Genomic DNA, 19967 nt, shown 5'->3' with positions numbered 1-19967 from the left:
TTTCTACGGTAATTCACGATCGGGCTTGTCAAACCCTCACGATTTGCGTAATATTCGCGCCCTATTGTGAATATTTATAGCGCTACCTGAATCCAATGAAAGGCAAGCGCGGAAAGCGGAGTTTTATATGTACGCGGTTTTCCAAAGTGGTGGTAAACAACACCGAGTAAGCGAAGGTCAGACCGTTCGCCTGGAAAAGCTGGACATCGCAACTGGCGAAACTGTTGAGTTCGCTGAAGTTCTGATGATCGCAAACGGTGAAGAAGTCAAAATCGGCGTTCCTTTCGTTGATGGTGGCGTTATTAAGGCTGAGGTTGTTGCTCACGGTCGTGGCGAGAAAGTTAAGATCGTTAAGTTCCGTCGCCGTAAGCACTATCGTAAGCAAGCGGGCCATCGTCAGTGGTTCACTGATGTGAAAATCACTGGCATCAGCGCCTAAGACCTGAGGAGTAGATTAAATGGCACATAAAAAGGCTGGCGGCTCAACTCGTAACGGTCGCGATTCAGAAGCAAAACGCCTGGGTGTAAAACGCTTTGGCGGTGAAACTGTACTGGCTGGTAGCATCATCGTTCGTCAACGTGGTACCAAATTCCACGCTGGCAACAATGTAGGTTGTGGTCGTGACCACACCCTGTTTGCTAAAGCAGACGGTAAAGTAAAATTCGAAGTTAAAGGCCCGAACAATCGTAAATACATCAGCATCGTTGCTGAGTAAGTTTTTCGGTCCGGTAACGGATGAAAGCCCCGCAACGTGTTGCGGGGCTTTTTACATTGTACGCCTGGTAAATTAAAACAGGGAATGGGCATGGGGCAGCAGGCGGGAATCGGTATTCTTTTAGCGCTAACCACGGCGATGTGCTGGGGGGCGTTACCCATAGCGATGAAGCAGGTGCTTCCGGTAATGGCGCCGCCGACCGTGGTCTTTTATCGATTTCTGATGGCCAGTATCGGGTTGGGCATTTTCCTTGCGATTCGGGGGAAATTGCCGCCGCTCAGAATGTTCCGCAAGCCCCGATGGTTAGTGCTGCTGGCGATCGCCACCGGGGGATTGTTTGGCAACTTTCTGCTCTTTAGTTCTTCCCTGCAGTATTTGAGTCCTACTGCGTCTCAGGTTATTGGCCAGCTTTCCCCTGTAGGAATGATGGTGGCGAGCGTAGTGGTGCTGAAAGAGAGAATGCGTGGCACGCAGATTATTGGTGCCATTATGCTCTTGTGTGGACTGGTGATGTTCTTCAACACCAGTCTTGTAGAGATTTTTACCCGCCTGACGGATTACACTCTGGGTGTTATCTTCGGCGTGCTGGCGGCAACGGTTTGGGTCAGCTATGGTGTGGCGCAGAAGGTGCTATTACGCCGGTTAGCCTCGCAGCAGATCCTCTTTTTGTTGTACGCTTTATGTACTATTGCACTTTTGCCGCTGGCAAAACCAGGTGTGATTTTCCAGCTCAGTAGCTGGCAACTGGCATGTCTGGTTTTTTGCGGTCTGAATACGCTGGTAGGATATGGCGCGCTCGCTGAGGCGATGGCGCGCTGGCAGGCCTCCCAGGTTAGCGCCATCATTACGCTAACCCCGTTGTTTACGTTGCTGTTCTCAGACCTGCTGTCTCAGGCCTGGCCCGAGTATTTCGCCATACCGATGCTTAACCTTGTGGGTTATATCGGGGCTCTCGTGGTTGTGGCTGGTGCGATGTATTCCGCGATTGGCCACCGCCTTTGGGGGCGCTGGCATAAAACCGAAACGGTCACACCGGTGCAGCGTTCGGGCGAATGATTTACGGAGAAGTAAGATGAAGTTTGTTGATGAAGCAACGATCCTGGTCGTAGCAGGTGATGGCGGTAACGGCTGCGTTAGCTTCCGTCGTGAAAAATATATCCCGAGAGGCGGCCCGGACGGAGGTGACGGCGGTGACGGCGGTGACGTCTGGCTCGAAGCAGACGAAAACCTGAATACGCTCATCGATTATCGTTTTGAAAAGGCTTTCCGCGCCGAGCGTGGCCAGAACGGCCAAAGCCGCGATTGTACCGGTAAACGTGGGCATGACGTGACTGTAAAGGTCCCCGTCGGTACCCGAGTTATCGATCAGGGCACCGGTGAAACCATGGGCGATATGACGCAGCACGGTCAGAAGCTGATGGTCGCTAAAGGCGGCTGGCACGGTCTGGGTAACACCCGTTTTAAATCCTCCGTCAATCGTACTCCACGCCAAAAAACGATGGGCACGCCGGGTGAAAAACGCGACCTGCAACTTGAACTGATGCTGCTGGCCGATGTGGGAATGCTGGGAATGCCTAACGCAGGCAAGTCTACCTTTATCCGTGCCGTGTCAGCCGCGAAACCAAAAGTGGCCGACTATCCGTTTACCACGCTGGTGCCAAGCCTGGGCGTTGTCCGTATGGATAATGAAAAGAGCTTTGTTGTCGCGGATATTCCGGGGCTGATCGAGGGCGCTGCTGACGGCGCTGGGCTTGGGATTCGCTTCCTGAAGCACCTTGAGCGCTGCCGCGTGCTGCTGCATCTCATTGACATTGAGCCTATCGATGGCTCCGACCCGGTTGAAAACGCCCGTATCATCGTTGGCGAGCTGGAGAAATACAGCGAAAGCCTGGCGTCAAAACCTCGCTGGCTCGTGTTTAACAAAATCGACCTGATGGATAAAGCGCAGGCCGAAGAGAAAGCAAAAGCCATTGCTGAAGCGCTTGGCTGGGAAGATAAATACTATCTTATCTCCGCGGCCAGCCAGATGGGCGTGAAAGATCTCTGCTGGGATGTCATGACCTTCATCATCGAGAACCCGATTGTCGCAGCCGATGTGGCTAAGCAGCCGGAGAAAGTTGAGTTTATGTGGGATGATTACCATCGCCAGCAGCTCGATGAAATGGAAGCTGAAGCTGAAGAAGACTGGGACGACGACTGGGATGACGAAGACGACGAAGGCGTCGAAATCATCTATCAGAAGTAAGTCCAATGAAAAGGCCGGTTTCCCGGCCTTTTTTATTGAATGTTACCGGGAAGCCAGCAGCCGGCATGCAGACCACCTTCTTCGCGGTTACCCAGTTCAAGATGGCCATGGTGAAGCTGAACAATACGCTGCACAATGTTCAAACCTAGCCCGCTGCCGCCATAGCGCTGATCCATACGCCTGAAGGGTTCAGTGATCTGTTGAAGATATTCGGCTTTAATGCCCGGACCGCTGTCGGTGACGCTCAACAGTGTTCCACCCTCTTTTTCCGCCAACGCCACATGAATTTCGCCTTTTTCCGGGCTATATCGGGAGGCATTTTCCAGCAGGTTACGCAGCATCAAACGCAGCAGTACGGCATCGCCCTGAACGGTCAGAGAGGATGCTGCGGGCCAGATGAGCCTTTGCCCGCGTGGTGCAGCCAGTTCTTCCATTTCCATTTTCAGCGGCGCGATGATGTCGCTACTCCAGACCAGCGTATTGTAATGCCCGCTGGCCAACGCTTGCCCGGCGCGAGAAAGCATCAGGAGTTGCTCAATGGTATGCATGAGCTGATCTATTCGGGTCAGCAACATTGGGGCCTGCGTTACCCCATTTTTTGCCATTAATTCCAGATGCAGCCGGAGACCCGCTAGGGGTGTTCTTAGTTCATGCGCCGCATCGGCCGTGAATAAGCGTTCCTGTTGAATGGTATGATCCAGGCGCCCAAGTAGCTGGTTGAGAGAGTTGGTCACCGCCACCATTTCGTCCATATCTGAAAACATGGGCAGGGGAGTGAGGTTGTCGGCGGAACGGTTAGCCAGGCTCGAGCGCAGCTGATTCAGCGGGCGAGTTATCCAGGTAATTGCCCAGAAAGAGAAAAACAGCGTAAAGGCGACCATGACCAAAGAGGGGACTAGCAGAGAGGCAATCGCTTCGCGGATCTCTTTCTCGACCTGCTGGTTTCGGGCCTTCGCGGACAGCGTCTCACTCACTAAAAAGCCAATCTGCTCACGGCTTTCATGCCAGAGCCAGACGACGCTAATCAGCTGGAAGAAAAGGAGAATAAGCGCCAGCAGGATCATCAGGCGCCGGCGCATGCTGCTCATGAACGGGTTTCCAGCCGGTAGCCAACGCCACGCACGGTTTTGATTCGGTCTTTGCCTAATTTCCGGCGTAAGTTGTGAATATGGACTTCAAGGGTGTTGGAGCCTGGATCATCCTGCCAGCTGTAGATATCCTGCTGCAGCGTTTCGCGGTGGACCGTCTGACCGATTCGCATCATCAGGCGGGTCAAAAGCGCGAACTCTTTGGGCGTAATTTCTACGGCCTGATTGGCGAGCAGGACCTGCTGAGTCTGCAAATTGAGGGTTAAATCGTCTTCCTGGAGCAGGTTGTCGCTATGCCCCTGGTAGCGACGGATCAGCGCCCTCGCACGCGCCTGCAGCTCTGCAAGCGCAAAAGGCTTAACCAGATAATCATCAGCGCCGGAGTCCAGACCATTGACCCTGTCTGCAAGTGCGTCACGAGCGGTCAGGATAAGCACAGGGTTTTTTACCCCGCGACGACGCCACTGACTTAGCAGCGTGGCTCCGTCTTTGTCAGGGAGCCCGAGGTCCAGAATAATCAGGCTGTATTCACCGCTCTGCAGCAGGGCATCAGCCTCCGCGGCCGTCGCGGCGCAGTCCAGCGCATAGCCTTCCCCGCCTAATGCCAGCGCAAGACCTTCCTGTAACAGTAAATCGTCTTCAACAATAAGCAGTTTCATAGCTAGTTATTTTGGTAAATATCCTTGTAAAGCCGGCTTTCGAAGCGCACTAGTGGGATGCGGCGATTACGCTGGTCCGCCGGTTCAACGGCATAGCCGGAGAGGTATTGCACAAAGGCCATGCGCTGCCCACTTGCCGTGGTAATGAAGCCAGCCAGATTATAAACCCCTTGCAACGAGCCCGTTTTCGCCGACACTTTGCCGTCAACGCCCGCCTGATGCAGGCCTGCGCGATACTGCAGGGAGCCATCGTAGCCGGCGAGTGGCAGCATGGAGATAAAGTTTAGCTGATTATCGTTCTGCGCGATGTATTGTAGCACCTGCATCATTGTGGCCGGTGAAATCAGGTTATGACGGGACAGACCTGAACCATCGACGACGATGCTGTTCCCCAAATCTACGCCCGCTTTTTGACGCAATATCTGACGTACGGCATCAGCCCCCGCCCGCCAGGTGCCGGGAACACCCAGTCGGTTATGTCCAATGGTCCTGAATACGGTATCGGCAATCATGTTATCGGATTTCTTGAGCATGATTTTCAGCAGGTCATGCAGCGGGGCTGACTGCTTGCTGGCGATGACGGTGCCTGGCTCATTAGGTTGCGTCTGACGCAGCAGCGTGCCGCTGTAGCCGATCCCTGCCTGCTTGAGCTCATCTTTGATGATGGCGCCTGCATAGCTCGCACCGTCCTGAATGGCAAACGCTAATGGCAGAGGGTCTGCGCGCTGCGTGAGGCATCCCGTCAGCGTATAGCGGTTCAAATCACCTGGCACGACATCCAGTTCACAGTATTGGGCGTCCGGAGAGCCTTTAGCCAGCGTTCTGACCTGACTAAACATCACCACCGGATAATAAGAAGCAATGCGGATATAGGCTAAGTCGTCAGCTTTAGGGGCGCTGTATAAGGAAATTGAGAAGCAGTTGCGATCCACAATGGCGGCGGCTGGAGGAGCACTGAAGCACTGTGTCATGTCGTTCCATGGCCAGCCGGGGGCTTTATCATGGCTGGCAAAAATAGACGTGTCGACCAGCACATTGCCCTTAATCTGTTGGACGCCCGCTTTTTTTAATTCGGCAACCATGTTGCGGATATCCTGACGCTTTAGCGTAGGATCACCGCCGAAACGTGCGATAAGATCGCCGTTAAGTACGCCATTATCGATTTGAGCACGGCTTTCCAGCGTCGTTGTAAAGCGAAAATCCGGGCCCAGCTGAAGGAGCGCCGCCAGCGCCGTAATCACTTTCTGAGTACTGGCAGGCAGTGCCATTTGCTGGCTGTGGTAATCGATGAACGGGCTGGTAGCACCGACTTTTTGCACCATCAGCGCCAGGTTCGCCCCGTCAGGTAACTGGGAGGTGTACTCTTCAACGTTCGCAGCCTGAACATTGATGGCTACGGCAGCGGTCAACCCAATGACAAATCTCAAAAATCGCATAATCTCGCGGTAACGGCCTGGAAACGTGACCGTCATACTACGGTGCATTATGGTGCAAAGTAAACGATGACCCTTAGGGAACTCCAGGGTAAAATACCGGTCAATTTGAAAACTGTTACTGACCTGGAGTTATCACCCCGGGTCGGTTTTCTTTTATTTGTTGCCGGACAGACGCAGGTTACCGGCCATGCTCTTAAGCCAGCGCGGTGTTTTGCCCTGCTGCAGAGGACTGATTTTAAGAGGTATAACAAATGCAACCTATTCCGATGACCTTACGTGGCGCTGAACAACTCCGCGAAGAACTGGATTTCCTGAAGTCCGTTCGTCGTCCTGAAATCATTGCTGCGATTGCCGAAGCCCGTGAACATGGCGATCTGAAAGAAAATGCTGAATATCATGCCGCGCGTGAGCAGCAGGGTTTTTGCGAAGGCCGCATCCAGGATATCGAAGCTAAGCTTTCCAATGCTCAGGTGATCGACGTCACAAGAATGCCAAATAACGGCCGTGTGATTTTTGGGACTACCGTAACGGTATTGAACCTGGACAATGACGAAGAGCTTACTTATCGCATCGTTGGCGATGATGAGGCTGATTTTAAAAAGAATCTTATTTCCGTAAATTCGCCTATTGCCCGCGGTCTTGTGGGTAAAGAATGCGATGATGTTGTTGTGATTCGCACGCCGGGCGGCGATGTCGAATTCGAAATCTTAAAAGTAGAATATTTGTAATTTTTACTACGCTGGCTAAAGGGTTGGCGTATTGTAAAGAAAAGAAAAAGGCCGCATAGCGGCCTTTTATCAACGAACATAGCGTGGCATTTTGCACACCTCTGCTTACTTCGGCAGAGAGATCTTACGCTCTTTAGAAGGGCGATAGAGCACCAGCGTTTTACCGATGACCTGTACGTTACAGGCGCCGGTTTCCCGCACGATGGCATCCACAATTAAGGTTTTCGTTTCGCGATCTTCCGTTGCGATCTTCACCTTGATTAATTCATGGTGCTCAAGCGCTTGTTCAATCTCGGCCAGTACCCCTTCGGTCAAACCATTATTGCCAAGCAGAACCACCGGCTTGAGCGGATGGGCCAGACCTTTCAGGTGCTGTTTTTGTTTAGTACTCAGATTCATCGTATTTTTTTGCTTACGTTGGGATTGAAAACGGTTCATTCTACCGCCATCTCCAGTGTATCGCCAAATCGGCTGTGCTGATTATTAGTTAGCCTGCTATTCACGATGAACAAAGTTGGATATTGAGATGACAGGTAAGAAGCGTTCTGCCAGCTCCAGTCGCTGGCTGCAGGAACACTTTAGCGATAAATATGTTCAACAGGCACAGAAAAAGGGGTTGCGGTCCCGTGCCTGGTTTAAACTTGATGAAATACAGCAAAGTGACAAACTTTTTAAGCCAGGAATGACTATTGTTGATCTTGGTGCTGCACCCGGCGGGTGGTCACAGTATGTTGTGACGCAAATCGGGAATCAGGGGCGAATCATCGCTTGCGATCTTTTACCAATGGATCCTATCGTTGGTGTGGACTTCCTTCAGGGCGATTTTCGTGATGAATTAGTCGTCAAGGCCCTGCTGGAACGTGTTGGTGACAGTAAAGTGCAGGTTGTCATGTCAGATATGGCGCCAAACATGAGCGGGACACCGGCAGTCGATATTCCCCGCGCTATGTACTTGGTTGAACTGGCACTGGAAATGTGTCGGGACGTGCTGGCGCCGGGCGGTAGTTTTGTAGTGAAAGTGTTTCAGGGCGAAGGTTTCGATGAATACCTGCGAGAAATTCGCTCCCTGTTTACGACGGTTAAAGTTCGTAAGCCGGACTCTTCTCGTGCCCGCTCACGTGAAGTGTACATTGTAGCGACCGGGCGCAAACTATAGTACCCTGACGCTGTTTGTTAACACAGTTGTAATATGAGGTTAATCCCTTGAGTGACATGGCGAAAAACCTAATACTCTGGCTGGTCATTGCCGTTGTGCTAATGTCGGTATTCCAGAGCTTTGGGCCCAGCGAGTCAAATGGCCGTAGGGTGGATTACTCCACTTTCCTGTCCGAAGTTAATCAGGACCAGGTTCGCGAAGCGCGCATCAACGGACGTGAAATCAACGTTACCAAGAAAGATAGTAACCGATACACGACTTACATCCCCGTTAATGATCCCAAGCTGCTTGATAATCTGATTACCAAGAACGTGAAAGTTGTGGGCGAGCCGCCTGAAGAGCAGAGTCTGCTGGCAACTATCTTCATTTCCTGGTTCCCAATGCTGCTGCTGATTGGGGTCTGGATCTTCTTTATGCGCCAAATGCAGGGCGGCGGTGGCAAAGGTGCCATGTCGTTCGGTAAGAGCAAGGCGCGCATGCTAACGGAAGACCAAATCAAAACCACCTTTGCTGACGTCGCTGGCTGTGATGAAGCGAAAGAAGAGGTGGGCGAGCTGGTTGAATACCTGCGTGAGCCGAGCCGTTTCCAGAAGCTGGGCGGTAAAATCCCGAAAGGCGTCCTGATGGTCGGCCCTCCGGGTACGGGTAAAACGCTGCTGGCAAAAGCGATTGCTGGTGAAGCGAAAGTACCGTTCTTCACAATTTCTGGTTCTGACTTTGTTGAAATGTTCGTTGGTGTCGGTGCATCTCGCGTGCGCGACATGTTTGAACAGGCCAAAAAAGCAGCACCTTGCATTATCTTTATCGATGAAATCGATGCCGTAGGTCGTCAGCGTGGGGCTGGCCTGGGTGGCGGTCATGACGAACGTGAGCAAACCCTGAACCAGATGCTGGTTGAGATGGATGGCTTTGAAGGTAATGAAGGGATCATCGTTATTGCGGCAACTAACCGTCCTGACGTGCTTGACCCTGCATTGCTGCGTCCTGGTCGTTTTGACCGTCAGGTTGTTGTCGGTCTGCCGGATGTTCGTGGTCGTGAGCAGATCCTGAAAGTGCATATGCGTCGCGTACCGCTTGCTCCGGACATCGATGCTGCAATTATCGCTCGTGGTACACCTGGCTTCTCCGGTGCTGATTTGGCTAACCTGGTGAACGAAGCCGCGCTGTTTGCTGCTCGCGGTAACAAGCGCGTGGTGTCGATGGTTGAATTCGAGAAAGCGAAAGACAAAATCATGATGGGGGCAGAACGCCGCTCCATGGTGATGACGGAAGCGCAGAAAGAATCGACCGCTTATCACGAAGCAGGCCATGCGATTATCGGTCGCCTGGTACCGGAGCACGATCCGGTTCATAAAGTGACGATTATCCCTCGCGGCCGTGCGTTGGGTGTGACCTTCTTCCTGCCTGAAGGCGACGCAATCAGCGCCAGCCGCCAGAAGCTGGAAAGTCAGATCTCCACGCTGTACGGCGGTCGTCTGGCCGAAGAGATCATCTATGGGCCAGAACATGTTTCTACCGGTGCGTCGAACGACATTAAAGTTGCGACTAACCTGGCTCGTAACATGGTGACCCAGTGGGGCTTCTCCGACAAACTTGGCCCGCTGCTGTATGCGGAAGAAGATGGTGAAGTATTCCTGGGCCGTTCAGTGGCTAAAGCGAAGCATATGTCTGATGAGACCGCGCGTATCATCGATCAGGAAGTCAAATCCCTGATTGAACGCAACTATGCTCGTGCTCGCCAGTTGCTGAATGAGAACATGGATATTCTTCACACCATGAAAGATGCATTGATGAAGTATGAAACCATCGATGCACCGCAGATTGACGATCTGATGGCGCGCCGCGAAGTGCGTCCGCCGGCGGGTTGGGAAGATGCGAGCAAAAACAGCAATAATTCTGATAACAACGGTACCCCGAATGCGCCACGCCCGGTTGATGAACCGCGTACGCCAAATCCGGGTAACACGATGTCAGAACAGCTGGGCGACAAATAAGACGCTCACGACGGATGTTTTTGCAGTAATCTATAAACCCCGGGGCCAGCCCCGGGGTTTTTGTTTTTGTATCGCCTAAGACAAACGCAAGGGAAGAAGAATGAAACTCACCGCGCAAGGCTCCACGCTGGATCTCTCTCATCCTCACGTCATGGGGATTTTAAACGTCACGCCGGACTCTTTTTCCGACGGTGGGCAGCACAATTCCCTGGTTGAGGCCCTCAAGCATGCAAACGCGATGATCAATGCCGGGGCGACAATCATTGACGTTGGCGGGGAGTCAACCCGACCTGGCGCGGCCGAAGTGAGTACAGAAGAAGAACTTGAGCGCGTTATTCCGGTGGTCGAAGCGATCGCTCAACGTTTTGAAGTCTGGGTTTCGGTGGATACTTCAAAAGCCGATGTTATTCGCGAATCTGCACGAGTGGGGGCGCATCTTATCAACGACATTCGTTCCTTACAGGAGCCCGGTGCGTTAGCCGCCGCTGCGGAAGCGGGGCTGCCGGTTTGCCTGATGCATATGCAGGGCGAACCGAAAACAATGCAGCAGGCACCGCAGTATGACGATGTGTTTGCCGATGTGAATCGCTTTTTTGTGGAGCACATTGCCCGCTGTGAGGCCGCAGGGATCTCAAAAGATAAATTGCTGCTCGACCCGGGCTTTGGTTTCGGTAAGAATCTCACCCACAATTACCAATTATTGGCCCGCCTTTCGGAATTTCATCGCTATGGTATGCCGTTGCTGGTAGGAATGTCCCGTAAATCAATGGTTGGGCAACTGCTGAATGTAGGCCCGGATCAGCGTCTGAGCGGTAGCCTTGCCTGTGCGGTAATTGCCGCGATGCAGGGGGCTCAAATTCTTCGTGTTCATGACGTAAAAGAGACTGTTGAAGCTATGCGCGTGGTCGAAGCTACGCTTTCAGTGAAGGAAAACAAATACTATGAGTAACCGTAAATACTTTGGCACCGATGGCATCCGTGGCCGCGTGGGTGATGCGCCTATTACCCCTGATTTTGTTCTGAAACTGGGCTGGGCTGCGGGCAAAGTCCTTGCGCGCCATGGTTCGCGTAAAATTATTATCGGTAAGGACACGCGTATTTCCGGCTACATGCTGGAGTCTGCCCTGGAAGCGGGCCTGGCTGCAGCCGGTTTGTCCGCTTCTTTTACGGGGCCAATGCCCACGCCTGCGGTTGCTTATTTGACTCGTACATTCCGCGCGGAAGCCGGGATTGTTATCTCCGCCTCACACAACCCGTTCTATGACAACGGGATAAAATTCTTCTCCATCGACGGGACTAAACTGCCGGATGAAGTCGAGGAAGCTATTGAAGCGGAGATGGAAAAGGATATCACCTGCGTAGACTCGGCTGAGCTGGGTAAAGCCAGCCGCATTGTGGATGCCGCTGGGCGCTATATTGAATTCTGTAAAGGAACATTCCCGAACGAGCTGAGCCTGAATGGCCTTAAAATCGTCGTAGACTGCGCCAACGGCGCGACCTACCACATTGCTCCAAATGTTCTGCGTGAGCTGGGAGCAAAAGTCATTGCCATCGGCTGTGAGCCGGATGGGGTGAACATTAATGAAAAATGCGGCGCAACTGACGTTCGCATGCTGCAAGAGCGCGTGCTGGCGGAAAAAGCCGATCTTGGTATTGCGTTTGACGGCGACGGTGACCGGGTGATCATGGTGGATAACCTGGGGCATAAGGTTGATGGCGATCAGATCCTCTATATCATTGCCCGGGAAGGATTGCGTCAGGGGCAACTTCGCGGCGGCGCCGTGGGGACGCTAATGAGCAATATGGGGCTTGAAGTGGCACTGAAGCAGTTGGGTATTCCTTTTGCCCGCGCCAAAGTTGGCGACCGTTATGTGCTGGAAAAGCTGCAGGAGAAAGGCTGGCGCATTGGGGCAGAAAACTCAGGACACGTTATTCTGCTGGACCAAACGACGACTGGCGACGGTATCATCGCCGGTTTGCAAGTACTCACCGCGATGGTTCGCAATCACATGAGCCTGCACGATCTGTGTAGCGGGATGAAACTGTTCCCGCAGATTCTGGTTAACGTTCGCTTTACTGCAGGCAGCGGCGATCCACTTGAAAATGCAGAGGTCAAACGCGTTACGGCCGAAGTGGAAGAAGCGTTGGGCAACCGTGGCCGAGTGTTGCTGCGTAAATCCGGAACGGAACCGCTGATTCGTGTGATGGTCGAGGGTGAGGATGAAGCCCAGGTTACAGCTTTTGCTCACCAAATAGCAGATGCGGTGAAGGCCGTTTAATATTTTTTCGCCCCAAACTGATTGAAAAGGCGGCAATTGCCGCCTTTTTTACGACTGAGTGCTGATGGTTTGCTGTTTTTTTCCGCAGTCAGTGCATTGTTAATAAATTGCCCTTGCGCACCCGTCAGGCTTTGGTTAGTATTCTCACCCGCTTCAGTGGGTAATGACAAACGTATCCGCTTAACTGGTTTGAAGCAATTTGCGTGCGGTAACCCCGCAAGGAACAGGTTGATTATGTACGAAGCTCTTTTGGTTGTTTTCCTTATTGTAGCGTTAGGCCTTGTAGGTCTTATTATGCTGCAGCAAGGTAAAGGCGCTGATATGGGAGCCTCCTTCGGAGCAGGCGCTTCCGCTACGTTATTCGGTTCAAGTGGTTCTGGTAACTTCATGACCCGCATGACCGGTGTGCTCGCAACGTTGTTCTTTATCCTGAGCCTGGTTCTGGGTAACCTCAGCACCAACAAAACCAGTAAAGGAAGCGAGTGGGAAAATTTAAGTCAGCCAGCACAAACTGAGCAGACTGCGCCAGCGGCACCTACCAAGCCGAGCAGCGATATCCCGCAGTAAGTTTGTCAGCTTCAATGCGGTAACATGAAGGTTATCGTGTTCAAAGAGTGCCGAGGTGGTGGAATTGGTAGACACGCTACCTTGAGGTGGTAGTGCCCGATTGGGCTTACGGGTTCAAGTCCCGTCCTCGGTACCAAATCCTAGCAATTCTTGCATTTAATGCAATTCTGGCGTAGTATTTGCCACGTTTTCGGACGCGGGGTGGAGCAGCCTGGTAGCTCGTCGGGCTCATAACCCGAAGGTCGTCGGTTCAAATCCGGCCCCCGCAACCACTTTCCCTGAGAGTTCTTTTTCAAATATACTGTGAACACCAGTTTCGGTGCCTTCGCGAAGAATTTAGAAAAAAATTCTCCTGGACGGTGTCCGGGCCGCAGTTGCGGCATACAGGGTTCAGTTATATAAAGCCCCGATTTATCGGGGTTTTTTGTTATCTGACTTTAGAATAACTGGGCTATATGCCCTTTTTTTATGTCTTGGGGGTGGGCTTGTCCACATTAGAGCAAAAATTAACAGAGATGATTTCAGCACCGGTCGAAGCACTGGGCTATGAACTTGTAGGCATCGAATTCGTTCGGGGCCGCACGTCTACGCTGCGCATCTATATTGATAGTGAAGATGGCATCAATGTTGATGATTGTGCTGATGTCAGTCACCAGGTCAGTGCCGTACTGGATGTCGAAGATCCCATCACCGTGGCCTATAACCTGGAAGTGTCCTCACCTGGCCTCGATCGCCCAATGTTCACCGCAGAACACTACGTTCGTTTTAACGGCGAAGAAGTGAGCATTGTACTGCGTATGGCTGTGCAAAACCGCCGCAAATGGCAGGGTATTATTAAAGCCGTAGACGGTGAGATGATCACGGTAACGGTCGAAGGAAAAGACGAAGTGTTCGCGCTGAGCAACATCCAGAAAGCGAACCTGGTACCCCACTTTTAATAGTTTGGATTGAGGTGAAAACCCAGGATGAACAAAGAAATTTTGGCTGTTGTTGAAGCAGTTTCCAACGAAAAAGCGCTGCCGCGTGAGAAAATTTTCGAAGCGCTGGAAAGTGCCCTGGCAACGGCGACCAAGAAAAAATACGAGCAAGAGATTGACGTTCGCGTTGAAATCGACCGTAAAAGCGGTGATTTCGATACCTTCCGTCGTTGGGTCATCGTTGAAGAGGTCACTCAACCTACGCGCGAAATCACTCTTGAAGCGGCTCAGTTTGAAGATCCAGCTTTCACCGTGGGTGAATACGTTGAAGATCAGATTGAATCCGTAACCTTTGACCGTATCACTACCCAGACCGCTAAACAGGTTATCGTGCAGAAAGTTCGCGAAGCCGAACGTGCGATGGTAGTCGATCAGTTCCGCGAGCATGAAGGTGAGATCATCACCGGCGTGGTGAAAAAGGTTAACCGTGACAATATCTCCCTGGATCTCGGCAGCAACGCTGAAGCCGTGATTTTGCGTGAAGATATGCTGCCACGCGAAAACTTCCGTCCAGGCGACCGCATTCGCGGCGTGCTGTACGCAGTACGTCCTGAAGCTCGCGGTGCGCAGCTGTTCGTTAGCCGCTCCAAACCTGAAATGCTGATCGAACTGTTCCGCATTGAAGTGCCGGAGATCGGCGAAGAAGTGATCGAAATTAAAGCCGCCGCACGCGATCCTGGCTCTCGAGCCAAAATCGCTGTGAAAACAAACGACAAACGTATCGACCCTGTCGGCGCGTGCGTTGGTATGCGCGGTGCGCGCGTTCAGGCGGTTTCTACTGAGTTAGGCGGTGAGCGTATTGATATCGTGCTGTGGGACGACAACCCGGCGCAGTTTGTTATCAACGCAATGGCACCGGCCGACGTAGCATCCATCGTTGTCGACGAAGACAAACACACGATGGATATCGCGGTAGAGGCAGGCAACCTGGCCCAGGCCATTGGCCGTAACGGTCAGAACGTTCGCCTGGCATCACAGCTGAGCGGCTGGGAACTCAACGTCATGACCGTTGATGACCTGCAGGCTAAACATCAGGCTGAAGCGCATGCGGCTATTGATACCTTTACCAAATACCTCGACATTGACGAGGATTTCGCCACCGTGTTGGTCGAAGAAGGTTTCTCCACGCTTGAAGAACTGGCCTATGTGCCAATGAAAGAGCTGCTGGAAATCGACGGCCTTGATGAAGACACCGTGGAAGCATTACGCGATCGCGCTAAAAACGCGCTCACCACACTGGCTCTGGCGCAAGAAGAGAGTCTTGGCGATAAGAAACCTACCGAGGATCTGCTGAACCTCGAAGGTATGGATCGCCCGCTGGCCTTTAAACTGGCTGCTCGTGGTGTTAGCTCGCTGGAAGACCTTGCCGAGCAAGGTGTTGACGACCTGTCTGATATCGAAGGCTTAACGGATGAGAAAGCCGGCGAACTGATTATGGCAGCGCGTAACATTTGCTGGTTTGGCGGCGAAGCGTAATAAACTGTAGCAGGAAGGAACAGCATGACAGATGTAACCGTAAAAGCGCTGGCCGCAGAGATTCAGACCTCCGTGGACCGCCTGGTACAGCAATTTGCTGATGCAGGGATCCCGAAGTCTGCTGACGACTCCGTTTCGGCGCAAGAGAAACAAACGCTGCTGGCCCACCTGAATCATGAACATGGTTCAGGCCCAAACAAGTTGACTTTACAGCGCAAAACGCGCAGTACTTTAAACATTCCAGGTACCGGTGGGAAAAGTAAATCGGTACAAATCGAAGTCCGCAAGAAGCGCACCTTTGTGAAACGTGATCCGCAAGAGGCAGAGCGCCTTGCTGCGGAAGAACAGGCGCAGCGTGAAGCGGAAGAGCAAGCCCAGCGTGAGGCAGAGGAAGCTGCCAAACGTGCGGCACAAGAAAAAGCTAAGCGTGAAGCTGAAGAACAAGCTAAGCGCGAAGCCGCTGATAAAGCGAAACGTGAAGCTGCGGAAAAAGACAAAGTGAGCAATCAACAAACTGATGAAATGACGAAAGCCGCCCACGCCGAGAAGGCTCGCCGTGAAGCGGAAGCTGCTGAACTGAAGCGTAAAGCTGAAGAAGAAGCCCGTCGCAAACTCGAAGAAGACGCCCGCCGTGTGGCGGAAGAAGCCCGTAAAATGGCAGAAGCTAACGCTGGCGTTTGGGAAGAGCAGGAGAAGGTAGAAGACGACAAGTCTGACTATCACGTCACTACCTCCCAGCACGCTCGCCAGGCTGAAGACGAAAACGACCGTGAAGTTGAAGGTGGTCGTGGTCGTGGCCGTACTGCAGCGAAAGCTCCGCGTCAGAAAAAAGCTGGCGGCAAACACGGTGAGTCTAAAGCAGACCGTGAAGAAGCCCGTGCAGCCGTTCGCGGTGGCAAAGGCAAGCGTAAGCCTAGCAGCCTGCAGCAGGGCTTTACCAAGCCAGCACAGGCCGTAAACCGTGACGTTGTGATTGGTGAAACCATCAGCGTCGCTGAACTGGCTAACAAAATGGCGGTTAAAGGCTCTCAGGTCATCAAAGCAATGATGAAGCTGGGCGCTATGGCGACCATCAACCAGGTTATCGATCAGGAAACCGCTCAGCTGGTTGCTGAGGAGATGGGCCACAAAGTTATCCTGCGTCGTGAAAACGAGCTGGAAGAAGCGGTAATGAGCGACCGTGATACCGGCGCTGCGGCAGAAACCCGCGCACCGGTTGTGACCATCATGGGTCACGTTGACCACGGTAAAACCTCTCTGCTGGACTACATTCGTTCTACTAAAGTTGCTTCCGGTGAAGCGGGTGGTATTACCCAGCACATCGGTGCATACCACGTAGAGACCGACAATGGCATGGTCACCTTCCTGGATACTCCGGGACACGCAGCGTTTACCTCCATGCGTGCTCGTGGTGCTCAGGCAACGGATATCGTTGTTCTGGTTGTTGCCGCTGACGATGGCGTAATGCCACAGACTATCGAAGCTATCCAGCACGCTAAAGCCGCGCAGGTACCGGTAGTCGTCGCGGTTAACAAAATCGATAAGCCAGAAGCGGATCCAGATCGCGTTAAAAACGAACTGTCCCAGTACGGCATCATGCCGGAAGAGTGGGGCGGTGAAAGCCAGTTCATCCACGTTTCTGCAAAAGCAGGTACCGGTATCGACGACCTGTTGGATGCTATCCTGCTGCAGGCCGAAGTGCTGGAGCTGAAAGCCGTCCGTAAAGGTATGGCAAGCGGCGTTGTTATCGAATCCTTCCTGGATAAAGGTCGTGGTCCGGTTGCTACCGTTCTGGTGCGTGAAGGTACTCTGAACAAAGGCGATATCGTCCTGTGTGGCTTCGAATATGGCCGCGTGCGTGCGATGCGTGACGAAATGGGCCGTGAAGTGACCGAAGCAGGTCCTTCTATTCCGGTTGAGATCCTCGGCCTGTCCGGCGTACCTGCCGCGGGTGACGAAGTGACCGTTGTTCGTGACGAGAAGAAAGCCCGTGAAGTTGCTCTGTATCGTCAGGGTAAATTCCGTGAAGTGAAACTGGCTCGTCAGCAGAAATCCAAACTGGAAAACATGTTCGCCAACATGACCGAAGGCGAAGTGTCCGAAGTGAACATCGTGCTGAAAGCCGACGTTCAGGGTTCTGTGGAAGCGATCAGCGACTCCCTGCTGAAACTGTCTACCGATGAAGTTAAAGTTAAAATCATCGGTTCTGGCGTGGGCGGGATCACCGAAACTGACGCTACGCTGGCTGCAGCATCCAACGCCATCCTGGTGGGCTTCAACGTCCGTGCCGACGCTTCTGCGCGCCGCGTAATTGAAGCTGAAAGCCTGGATCTGCGCTACTACTCCGTCATCTATAACCTGATCGACGAAGTGAAAGCGGCGATGAGCGGTATGCTGTCTCCAGAACTGAAACAGCAGATCATCGGCCTGGCTGAAGTTCGTGATGTGTTTAAATCACCGAAGTTTGGCGCGATTGCTGGCTGTATGGTTACCGAAGGTGTGGTGAAACGTCACAACCCAATCCGCGTACTGCGCGACAACGTTGTTATCTATGAAGGCGAGCTGGAATCCCTGCGCCGCTTCAAAGATGACGCAAGCGAAGTCCGTAACGGTATGGAATGTGGTATCGGCGTTAAGAACTACAACGACGTGCGCGTGGGCGATATGATCGAAGTCTTCGAAATTATCGAGATCAAGCGTACCATCTCCTGATAGCCGTACCGCATCAACTATCTTAGGGGGGCCGCGTGCCCCCCGTTTTGTCTGGAGAAATTATTATGGCGAAAGAATTTGGTCGCCCGCAGCGCGTTTCTCAGGAATTGCAGAAAGAAATTGCCATTATCCTGCAGCGCGAAATTAAAGACCCGCGTCTGGGTATGATGACCACCGTTTCTGGTGTAGAAGTCTCCCGTGACCTGGCGTATGCCAAAGTATTTGTGACGTTCCTGAACGACAAAGACGAAGAAGCCGTAAAAGAAGGCATCAAAGTTCTGCAGGATGCGTCGGGCTATATCCGAACTCTGGTGGGCAAGGCTATGCGTCTGCGCATCGTGCCGGAACTGACCTTCTTCTACGATAACTCGCTGGTCGAAGGGATGCGCATGTCTAACCTGGTTTCCAATGTCATCCGTCATGATGACGAGCGTCGCGTGAATACGGACGACAGCAAGGAGGATTGATGAGTCGTCCTCGTCGTCGCGGTCGTGATATTCACGGTGTACTGCTGCTCGATAAGCCTCAGGGGCTTTCGTCCAATGACGCACTGCAAAAAGTAAAACGCCTTTATAACGCAAACCGCGCGGGTCATACCGGTGCGCTGGACCCTCTGGCGACCGGTATGCTACCGATTTGTCTTGGTGAAGCGACAAAGTTCTCCCAGTACCTGCTGGACTCCGACAAGCGTTACCGCGTGATTGCTAAACTTGGGCAGCGGACGGACACATCTGATGCCGACGGCATTGTGGTCCAGGAGCGTCCGGTTAACTTTAGCGCCGAGCAGCTTGCCGCCGCGCTGGAGAGTTTCCGCGGGGACACTGAGCAGGTTCCATCGATGTATTCTGCGCTTAAGCATCAGGGCAAGCCCCTGTACGAATATGCGCGCGCGGGTATTGAGGTTGAACGTGAAGCGCGTCCAATCACGGTGTATGAGCTGCTGTTTATTCGCCATGAAGGGGATGAACTGGAGCTGGAAGTCCACTGCTCTAAGGGAACGTACATCCGTACGATCGTTGACGATCTCGGTGAAAAGCTTGGCTGTGGGGCGCATGTTATCTTCCTGCGTCGTCTGGCAGTAAGTAAATATCCGATTGAACGCATGGTCACCCTAGAGCAGCTCAATGAGATGGTCGAACAGGCCCACCGGCAGGAGCGTGAGCCTGCGGAGCTGTTGGATCCGCTGTTGATGCCGATGGATAGCCCTGCATCAGATTTCCCGCGGGTGAATTTGCTGCCTGAAGTTGCCGTTTACTTTAAAAACGGTAATCCAGTTCGGGTGGCTGGCATTCAGGCCGAAGGGCTGGTGCGCGTCACTGAAGGCGATGAAAAGAAATTCATCGGAATGGGTGAAATCGATGGCGAGGGCCGGGTTGCTCCGCGTCGTCTGGTCGTCGAATATCCCGTCTGACTTTTGCCGCTACCTTGCGGTAAAAGGGCGCTACAGGTAAAATAGCGCGGCTTAACGGCTGGCCGATTGTTTAACAACCGGTTCAGGCGTGCACTGGGGTTGCTGAATTAGAGATCGGCACCCTGTTTATTTATCTATAATGTTGGAGTTGAAAATGTCTCTAAGCGTTGAAGCTAAAGCTAAAATCGTTTCCGAGTTTGGTCGTGGTACTAACGACAGCGGTTCTACCGAAGTTCAGGTTGCACTGCTGACTGCACAGATTAACCACCTGCAGGGTCACTTTGCAGAGCACAAAAAAGATCACCACAGCCGTCGTGGTCTGCTGCGTATGGTTTCTCAGCGTCGTAAACTGCTCGACTACCTGAAACGTAAAGATGTAGCACGTTACACCAGCCTGATCGAGCGTCTGGGTCTGCGTCGCTAATTCTTGCGAGTTTCAGAAAAAGGGGCCTGTAAGGGCCCCTTTTTTCAACCAGACGGCAGCAATTCTATGGAAACTAATGTATTGTTGCTGAGTGTGATC

Annotated in this window: 20 protein-coding genes and 2 tRNA genes; 18 read left to right on the top strand and 4 right to left on the bottom strand. The window is 52.7% G+C overall.

Translation table 11 applies throughout. From position 1 onward, the window contains the following. The first annotated feature begins 127 nt into the window (after positions 1 to 127). The 4 genes from rplU (at position 128) to obgE (ending at position 2961) form a co-directional block, all read left to right on the top strand. The gene (gene rplU, locus VW41_21150) at positions 128 to 439 is read left to right on the top strand and encodes a 50S ribosomal protein L21 (GenBank protein AJZ91346.1); all 312 of its coding nucleotides are present in this window, start codon (positions 128 to 130) and stop codon (positions 437 to 439) included. Between the two features lie 19 nt (positions 440 to 458). Further along, entirely contained in the window at positions 459 to 716 is a 258-nt protein-coding gene (rpmA, locus tag VW41_21145) for a 50S ribosomal protein L27 (protein AJZ91345.1), read from the top strand. Positions 717 to 806: 90 nt separating this feature from the next. Beyond that, entirely contained in the window at positions 807 to 1772 is a 966-nt protein-coding gene (locus VW41_21140; GenBank protein ID AJZ91344.1) for a membrane protein, read from the top strand. A gap of 16 nt (positions 1773 to 1788) precedes the next feature. Next, the gene (gene obgE, locus VW41_21135) at positions 1789 to 2961 is read left to right on the top strand and encodes a GTPase CgtA (protein ID AJZ91343.1); all 1173 of its coding nucleotides are present in this window, start codon (positions 1789 to 1791) and stop codon (positions 2959 to 2961) included. Between the two features lie 32 nt (positions 2962 to 2993). On the opposite strand, the gene VW41_21130 is transcribed toward obgE, so the two are convergent. Genes VW41_21130 through VW41_21120 form a run of 3 tightly spaced genes read right to left on the bottom strand, consistent with a single transcriptional unit; the run spans position 2994 to position 6144 of the window. Then, positions 2994 to 4049 (bottom strand): sensor protein BasS/PmrB, encoded by a 1056-nt coding sequence (locus VW41_21130; GenBank protein AJZ91342.1) that lies wholly within the window; start codon positions 4047 to 4049, stop codon positions 2994 to 2996. Beyond that, complete coding sequence (locus VW41_21125; protein ID AJZ91341.1) at positions 4046 to 4708, bottom strand: XRE family transcriptional regulator; 663 nt, start codon at positions 4706 to 4708, stop codon at positions 4046 to 4048. The genes VW41_21130 and VW41_21125 overlap by 4 nt, the downstream gene beginning before the upstream one ends. A 2-nt stretch (positions 4709 to 4710) precedes the next feature. Next, positions 4711 to 6144, bottom strand: coding sequence for a D-alanyl-D-alanine carboxypeptidase (locus tag VW41_21120; protein AJZ92042.1), 1434 nt, complete (start codon positions 6142 to 6144; stop codon positions 4711 to 4713). 251 nt (positions 6145 to 6395) lie between these two features. Between VW41_21120 and greA the strand changes: the two genes are divergently transcribed. Then, positions 6396 to 6872 (top strand): transcription elongation factor GreA, encoded by a 477-nt coding sequence (gene greA / locus VW41_21115; protein ID AJZ91340.1) that lies wholly within the window; start codon positions 6396 to 6398, stop codon positions 6870 to 6872. A gap of 105 nt (positions 6873 to 6977) precedes the next feature. Here the strand turns inward: greA and VW41_21110 are convergent, their stop codons facing one another. Continuing rightward, a complete protein-coding gene (locus tag VW41_21110) occupies positions 6978 to 7271 on the bottom strand; it encodes an RNA-binding protein YhbY (GenBank protein ID AJZ92041.1) in 294 nt (97 codons plus the stop codon). Positions 7272 to 7398: 127 nt separating this feature from the next. On the opposite strand from VW41_21110, the gene rrmJ reads away from it, so the two are divergent. From rrmJ to VW41_21045, 13 genes are all read left to right on the top strand, one after another. Next, complete coding sequence (rrmJ, locus tag VW41_21105) at positions 7399 to 8028, top strand: 23S rRNA methyltransferase (protein ID AJZ92040.1); 630 nt, start codon at positions 7399 to 7401, stop codon at positions 8026 to 8028. A 56-nt stretch (positions 8029 to 8084) separates the two neighbouring features. Continuing rightward, a complete protein-coding gene (gene hflB, locus VW41_21100; protein ID AJZ91339.1) occupies positions 8085 to 10022 on the top strand; it encodes an ATP-dependent metalloprotease in 1938 nt (645 codons plus the stop codon). Between the two features lie 100 nt (positions 10023 to 10122). Further along, positions 10123 to 10971 carry a dihydropteroate synthase gene (gene folP, locus VW41_21095; protein AJZ91338.1) on the top strand — a complete coding sequence of 283 codons (849 nt, stop codon included), beginning with the start codon at positions 10123 to 10125 and terminating at the stop codon, positions 10969 to 10971. Then, positions 10964 to 12301, top strand: coding sequence for a phosphoglucosamine mutase (gene glmM, locus VW41_21090; GenBank protein AJZ91337.1), 1338 nt, complete (start codon positions 10964 to 10966; stop codon positions 12299 to 12301). Before folP ends, glmM begins: the two co-directional genes overlap by 8 nt. A 234-nt stretch (positions 12302 to 12535) precedes the next feature. After that, on the top strand, positions 12536 to 12868 hold the full coding sequence (gene secG, locus VW41_21085) for a preprotein translocase subunit SecG (protein ID AJZ91336.1): 333 nt from the start codon (positions 12536 to 12538) through the stop codon (positions 12866 to 12868). Between the two features lie 49 nt (positions 12869 to 12917). Then, positions 12918 to 13004, top strand: a tRNA-Leu gene (locus VW41_21080). 59 nt (positions 13005 to 13063) lie between these two features. Then, a tRNA-Met gene (locus VW41_21075) sits at positions 13064 to 13140 on the top strand. A gap of 243 nt (positions 13141 to 13383) precedes the next feature. Further along, entirely contained in the window at positions 13384 to 13806 is a 423-nt protein-coding gene (locus VW41_21070; GenBank protein AJZ91335.1) for a ribosome maturation protein RimP, read from the top strand. 27 nt (positions 13807 to 13833) lie between these two features. Further along, on the top strand, positions 13834 to 15321 hold the full coding sequence (nusA, locus tag VW41_21065; protein AJZ91334.1) for a transcription elongation factor NusA: 1488 nt from the start codon (positions 13834 to 13836) through the stop codon (positions 15319 to 15321). A 24-nt stretch (positions 15322 to 15345) separates the two neighbouring features. Continuing rightward, on the top strand, positions 15346 to 18033 hold the full coding sequence (gene infB / locus VW41_21060) for a translation initiation factor IF-2 (protein ID AJZ91333.1): 2688 nt from the start codon (positions 15346 to 15348) through the stop codon (positions 18031 to 18033). A 65-nt stretch (positions 18034 to 18098) separates the two neighbouring features. After that, positions 18099 to 18500, top strand: a complete 402-nt coding sequence (gene rbfA / locus VW41_21055) for a ribosome-binding factor A (GenBank protein ID AJZ91332.1) — start codon at positions 18099 to 18101, stop codon at positions 18498 to 18500. Further along, positions 18500 to 19444, top strand: a complete 945-nt coding sequence (gene truB / locus VW41_21050; protein AJZ91331.1) for a tRNA pseudouridine synthase B — start codon at positions 18500 to 18502, stop codon at positions 19442 to 19444. Before rbfA ends, truB begins: the two co-directional genes overlap by 1 nt. Positions 19445 to 19598: 154 nt before the next feature. After that, on the top strand, positions 19599 to 19868 hold the full coding sequence (locus tag VW41_21045) for a 30S ribosomal protein S15 (protein AJZ91330.1): 270 nt from the start codon (positions 19599 to 19601) through the stop codon (positions 19866 to 19868). Positions 19869 to 19967 lie beyond the last annotated feature (99 nt).

The organism is Klebsiella michiganensis, assembly GCA_000963575.1.
Classification (GTDB): Bacteria; Pseudomonadota; Gammaproteobacteria; order Enterobacterales; family Enterobacteriaceae; genus Cedecea; species Cedecea michiganensis_A.
This window is presented reverse-complemented; position numbering and strand designations above follow the sequence as displayed.

What these genes read in the sequence shown, in the direction of transcription:
- rplU (AJZ91346.1), top strand. Translation starts at nt 128, where the DNA reads ATGTACGCGGTTTTCCAAAGTGGTGGTAAACAACACCGAGTAAGCGAA.
- rpmA (AJZ91345.1), top strand. Translation starts at nt 459, where the DNA reads ATGGCACATAAAAAGGCTGGCGGCTCAACTCGTAACGGTCGCGATTCA.
- VW41_21140 (AJZ91344.1), top strand. Translation starts at nt 807, where the DNA reads ATGGGGCAGCAGGCGGGAATCGGTATTCTTTTAGCGCTAACCACGGCG.
- obgE (AJZ91343.1), top strand. Translation starts at nt 1,789, where the DNA reads ATGAAGTTTGTTGATGAAGCAACGATCCTGGTCGTAGCAGGTGATGGC.
- VW41_21130 (AJZ91342.1), bottom strand. Translation starts at nt 4,049, where the DNA reads ATGAGCAGCATGCGCCGGCGCCTGATGATCCTGCTGGCGCTTATTCTC.
- VW41_21125 (AJZ91341.1), bottom strand. Translation starts at nt 4,708, where the DNA reads ATGAAACTGCTTATTGTTGAAGACGATTTACTGTTACAGGAAGGTCTT.
- VW41_21120 (AJZ92042.1), bottom strand. Translation starts at nt 6,144, where the DNA reads ATGCGATTTTTGAGATTTGTCATTGGGTTGACCGCTGCCGTAGCCATC.
- greA (AJZ91340.1), top strand. Translation starts at nt 6,396, where the DNA reads ATGCAACCTATTCCGATGACCTTACGTGGCGCTGAACAACTCCGCGAA.
- VW41_21110 (AJZ92041.1), bottom strand. Translation starts at nt 7,271, where the DNA reads ATGAATCTGAGTACTAAACAAAAACAGCACCTGAAAGGTCTGGCCCAT.
- rrmJ (AJZ92040.1), top strand. Translation starts at nt 7,399, where the DNA reads ATGACAGGTAAGAAGCGTTCTGCCAGCTCCAGTCGCTGGCTGCAGGAA.
- hflB (AJZ91339.1), top strand. Translation starts at nt 8,085, where the DNA reads ATGGCGAAAAACCTAATACTCTGGCTGGTCATTGCCGTTGTGCTAATG.
- folP (AJZ91338.1), top strand. Translation starts at nt 10,123, where the DNA reads ATGAAACTCACCGCGCAAGGCTCCACGCTGGATCTCTCTCATCCTCAC.
- glmM (AJZ91337.1), top strand. Translation starts at nt 10,964, where the DNA reads ATGAGTAACCGTAAATACTTTGGCACCGATGGCATCCGTGGCCGCGTG.
- secG (AJZ91336.1), top strand. Translation starts at nt 12,536, where the DNA reads ATGTACGAAGCTCTTTTGGTTGTTTTCCTTATTGTAGCGTTAGGCCTT.
- VW41_21070 (AJZ91335.1), top strand. Translation starts at nt 13,384, where the DNA reads ATGATTTCAGCACCGGTCGAAGCACTGGGCTATGAACTTGTAGGCATC.
- nusA (AJZ91334.1), top strand. Translation starts at nt 13,834, where the DNA reads ATGAACAAAGAAATTTTGGCTGTTGTTGAAGCAGTTTCCAACGAAAAA.
- infB (AJZ91333.1), top strand. Translation starts at nt 15,346, where the DNA reads ATGACAGATGTAACCGTAAAAGCGCTGGCCGCAGAGATTCAGACCTCC.
- rbfA (AJZ91332.1), top strand. Translation starts at nt 18,099, where the DNA reads ATGGCGAAAGAATTTGGTCGCCCGCAGCGCGTTTCTCAGGAATTGCAG.
- truB (AJZ91331.1), top strand. Translation starts at nt 18,500, where the DNA reads ATGAGTCGTCCTCGTCGTCGCGGTCGTGATATTCACGGTGTACTGCTG.
- VW41_21045 (AJZ91330.1), top strand. Translation starts at nt 19,599, where the DNA reads ATGTCTCTAAGCGTTGAAGCTAAAGCTAAAATCGTTTCCGAGTTTGGT.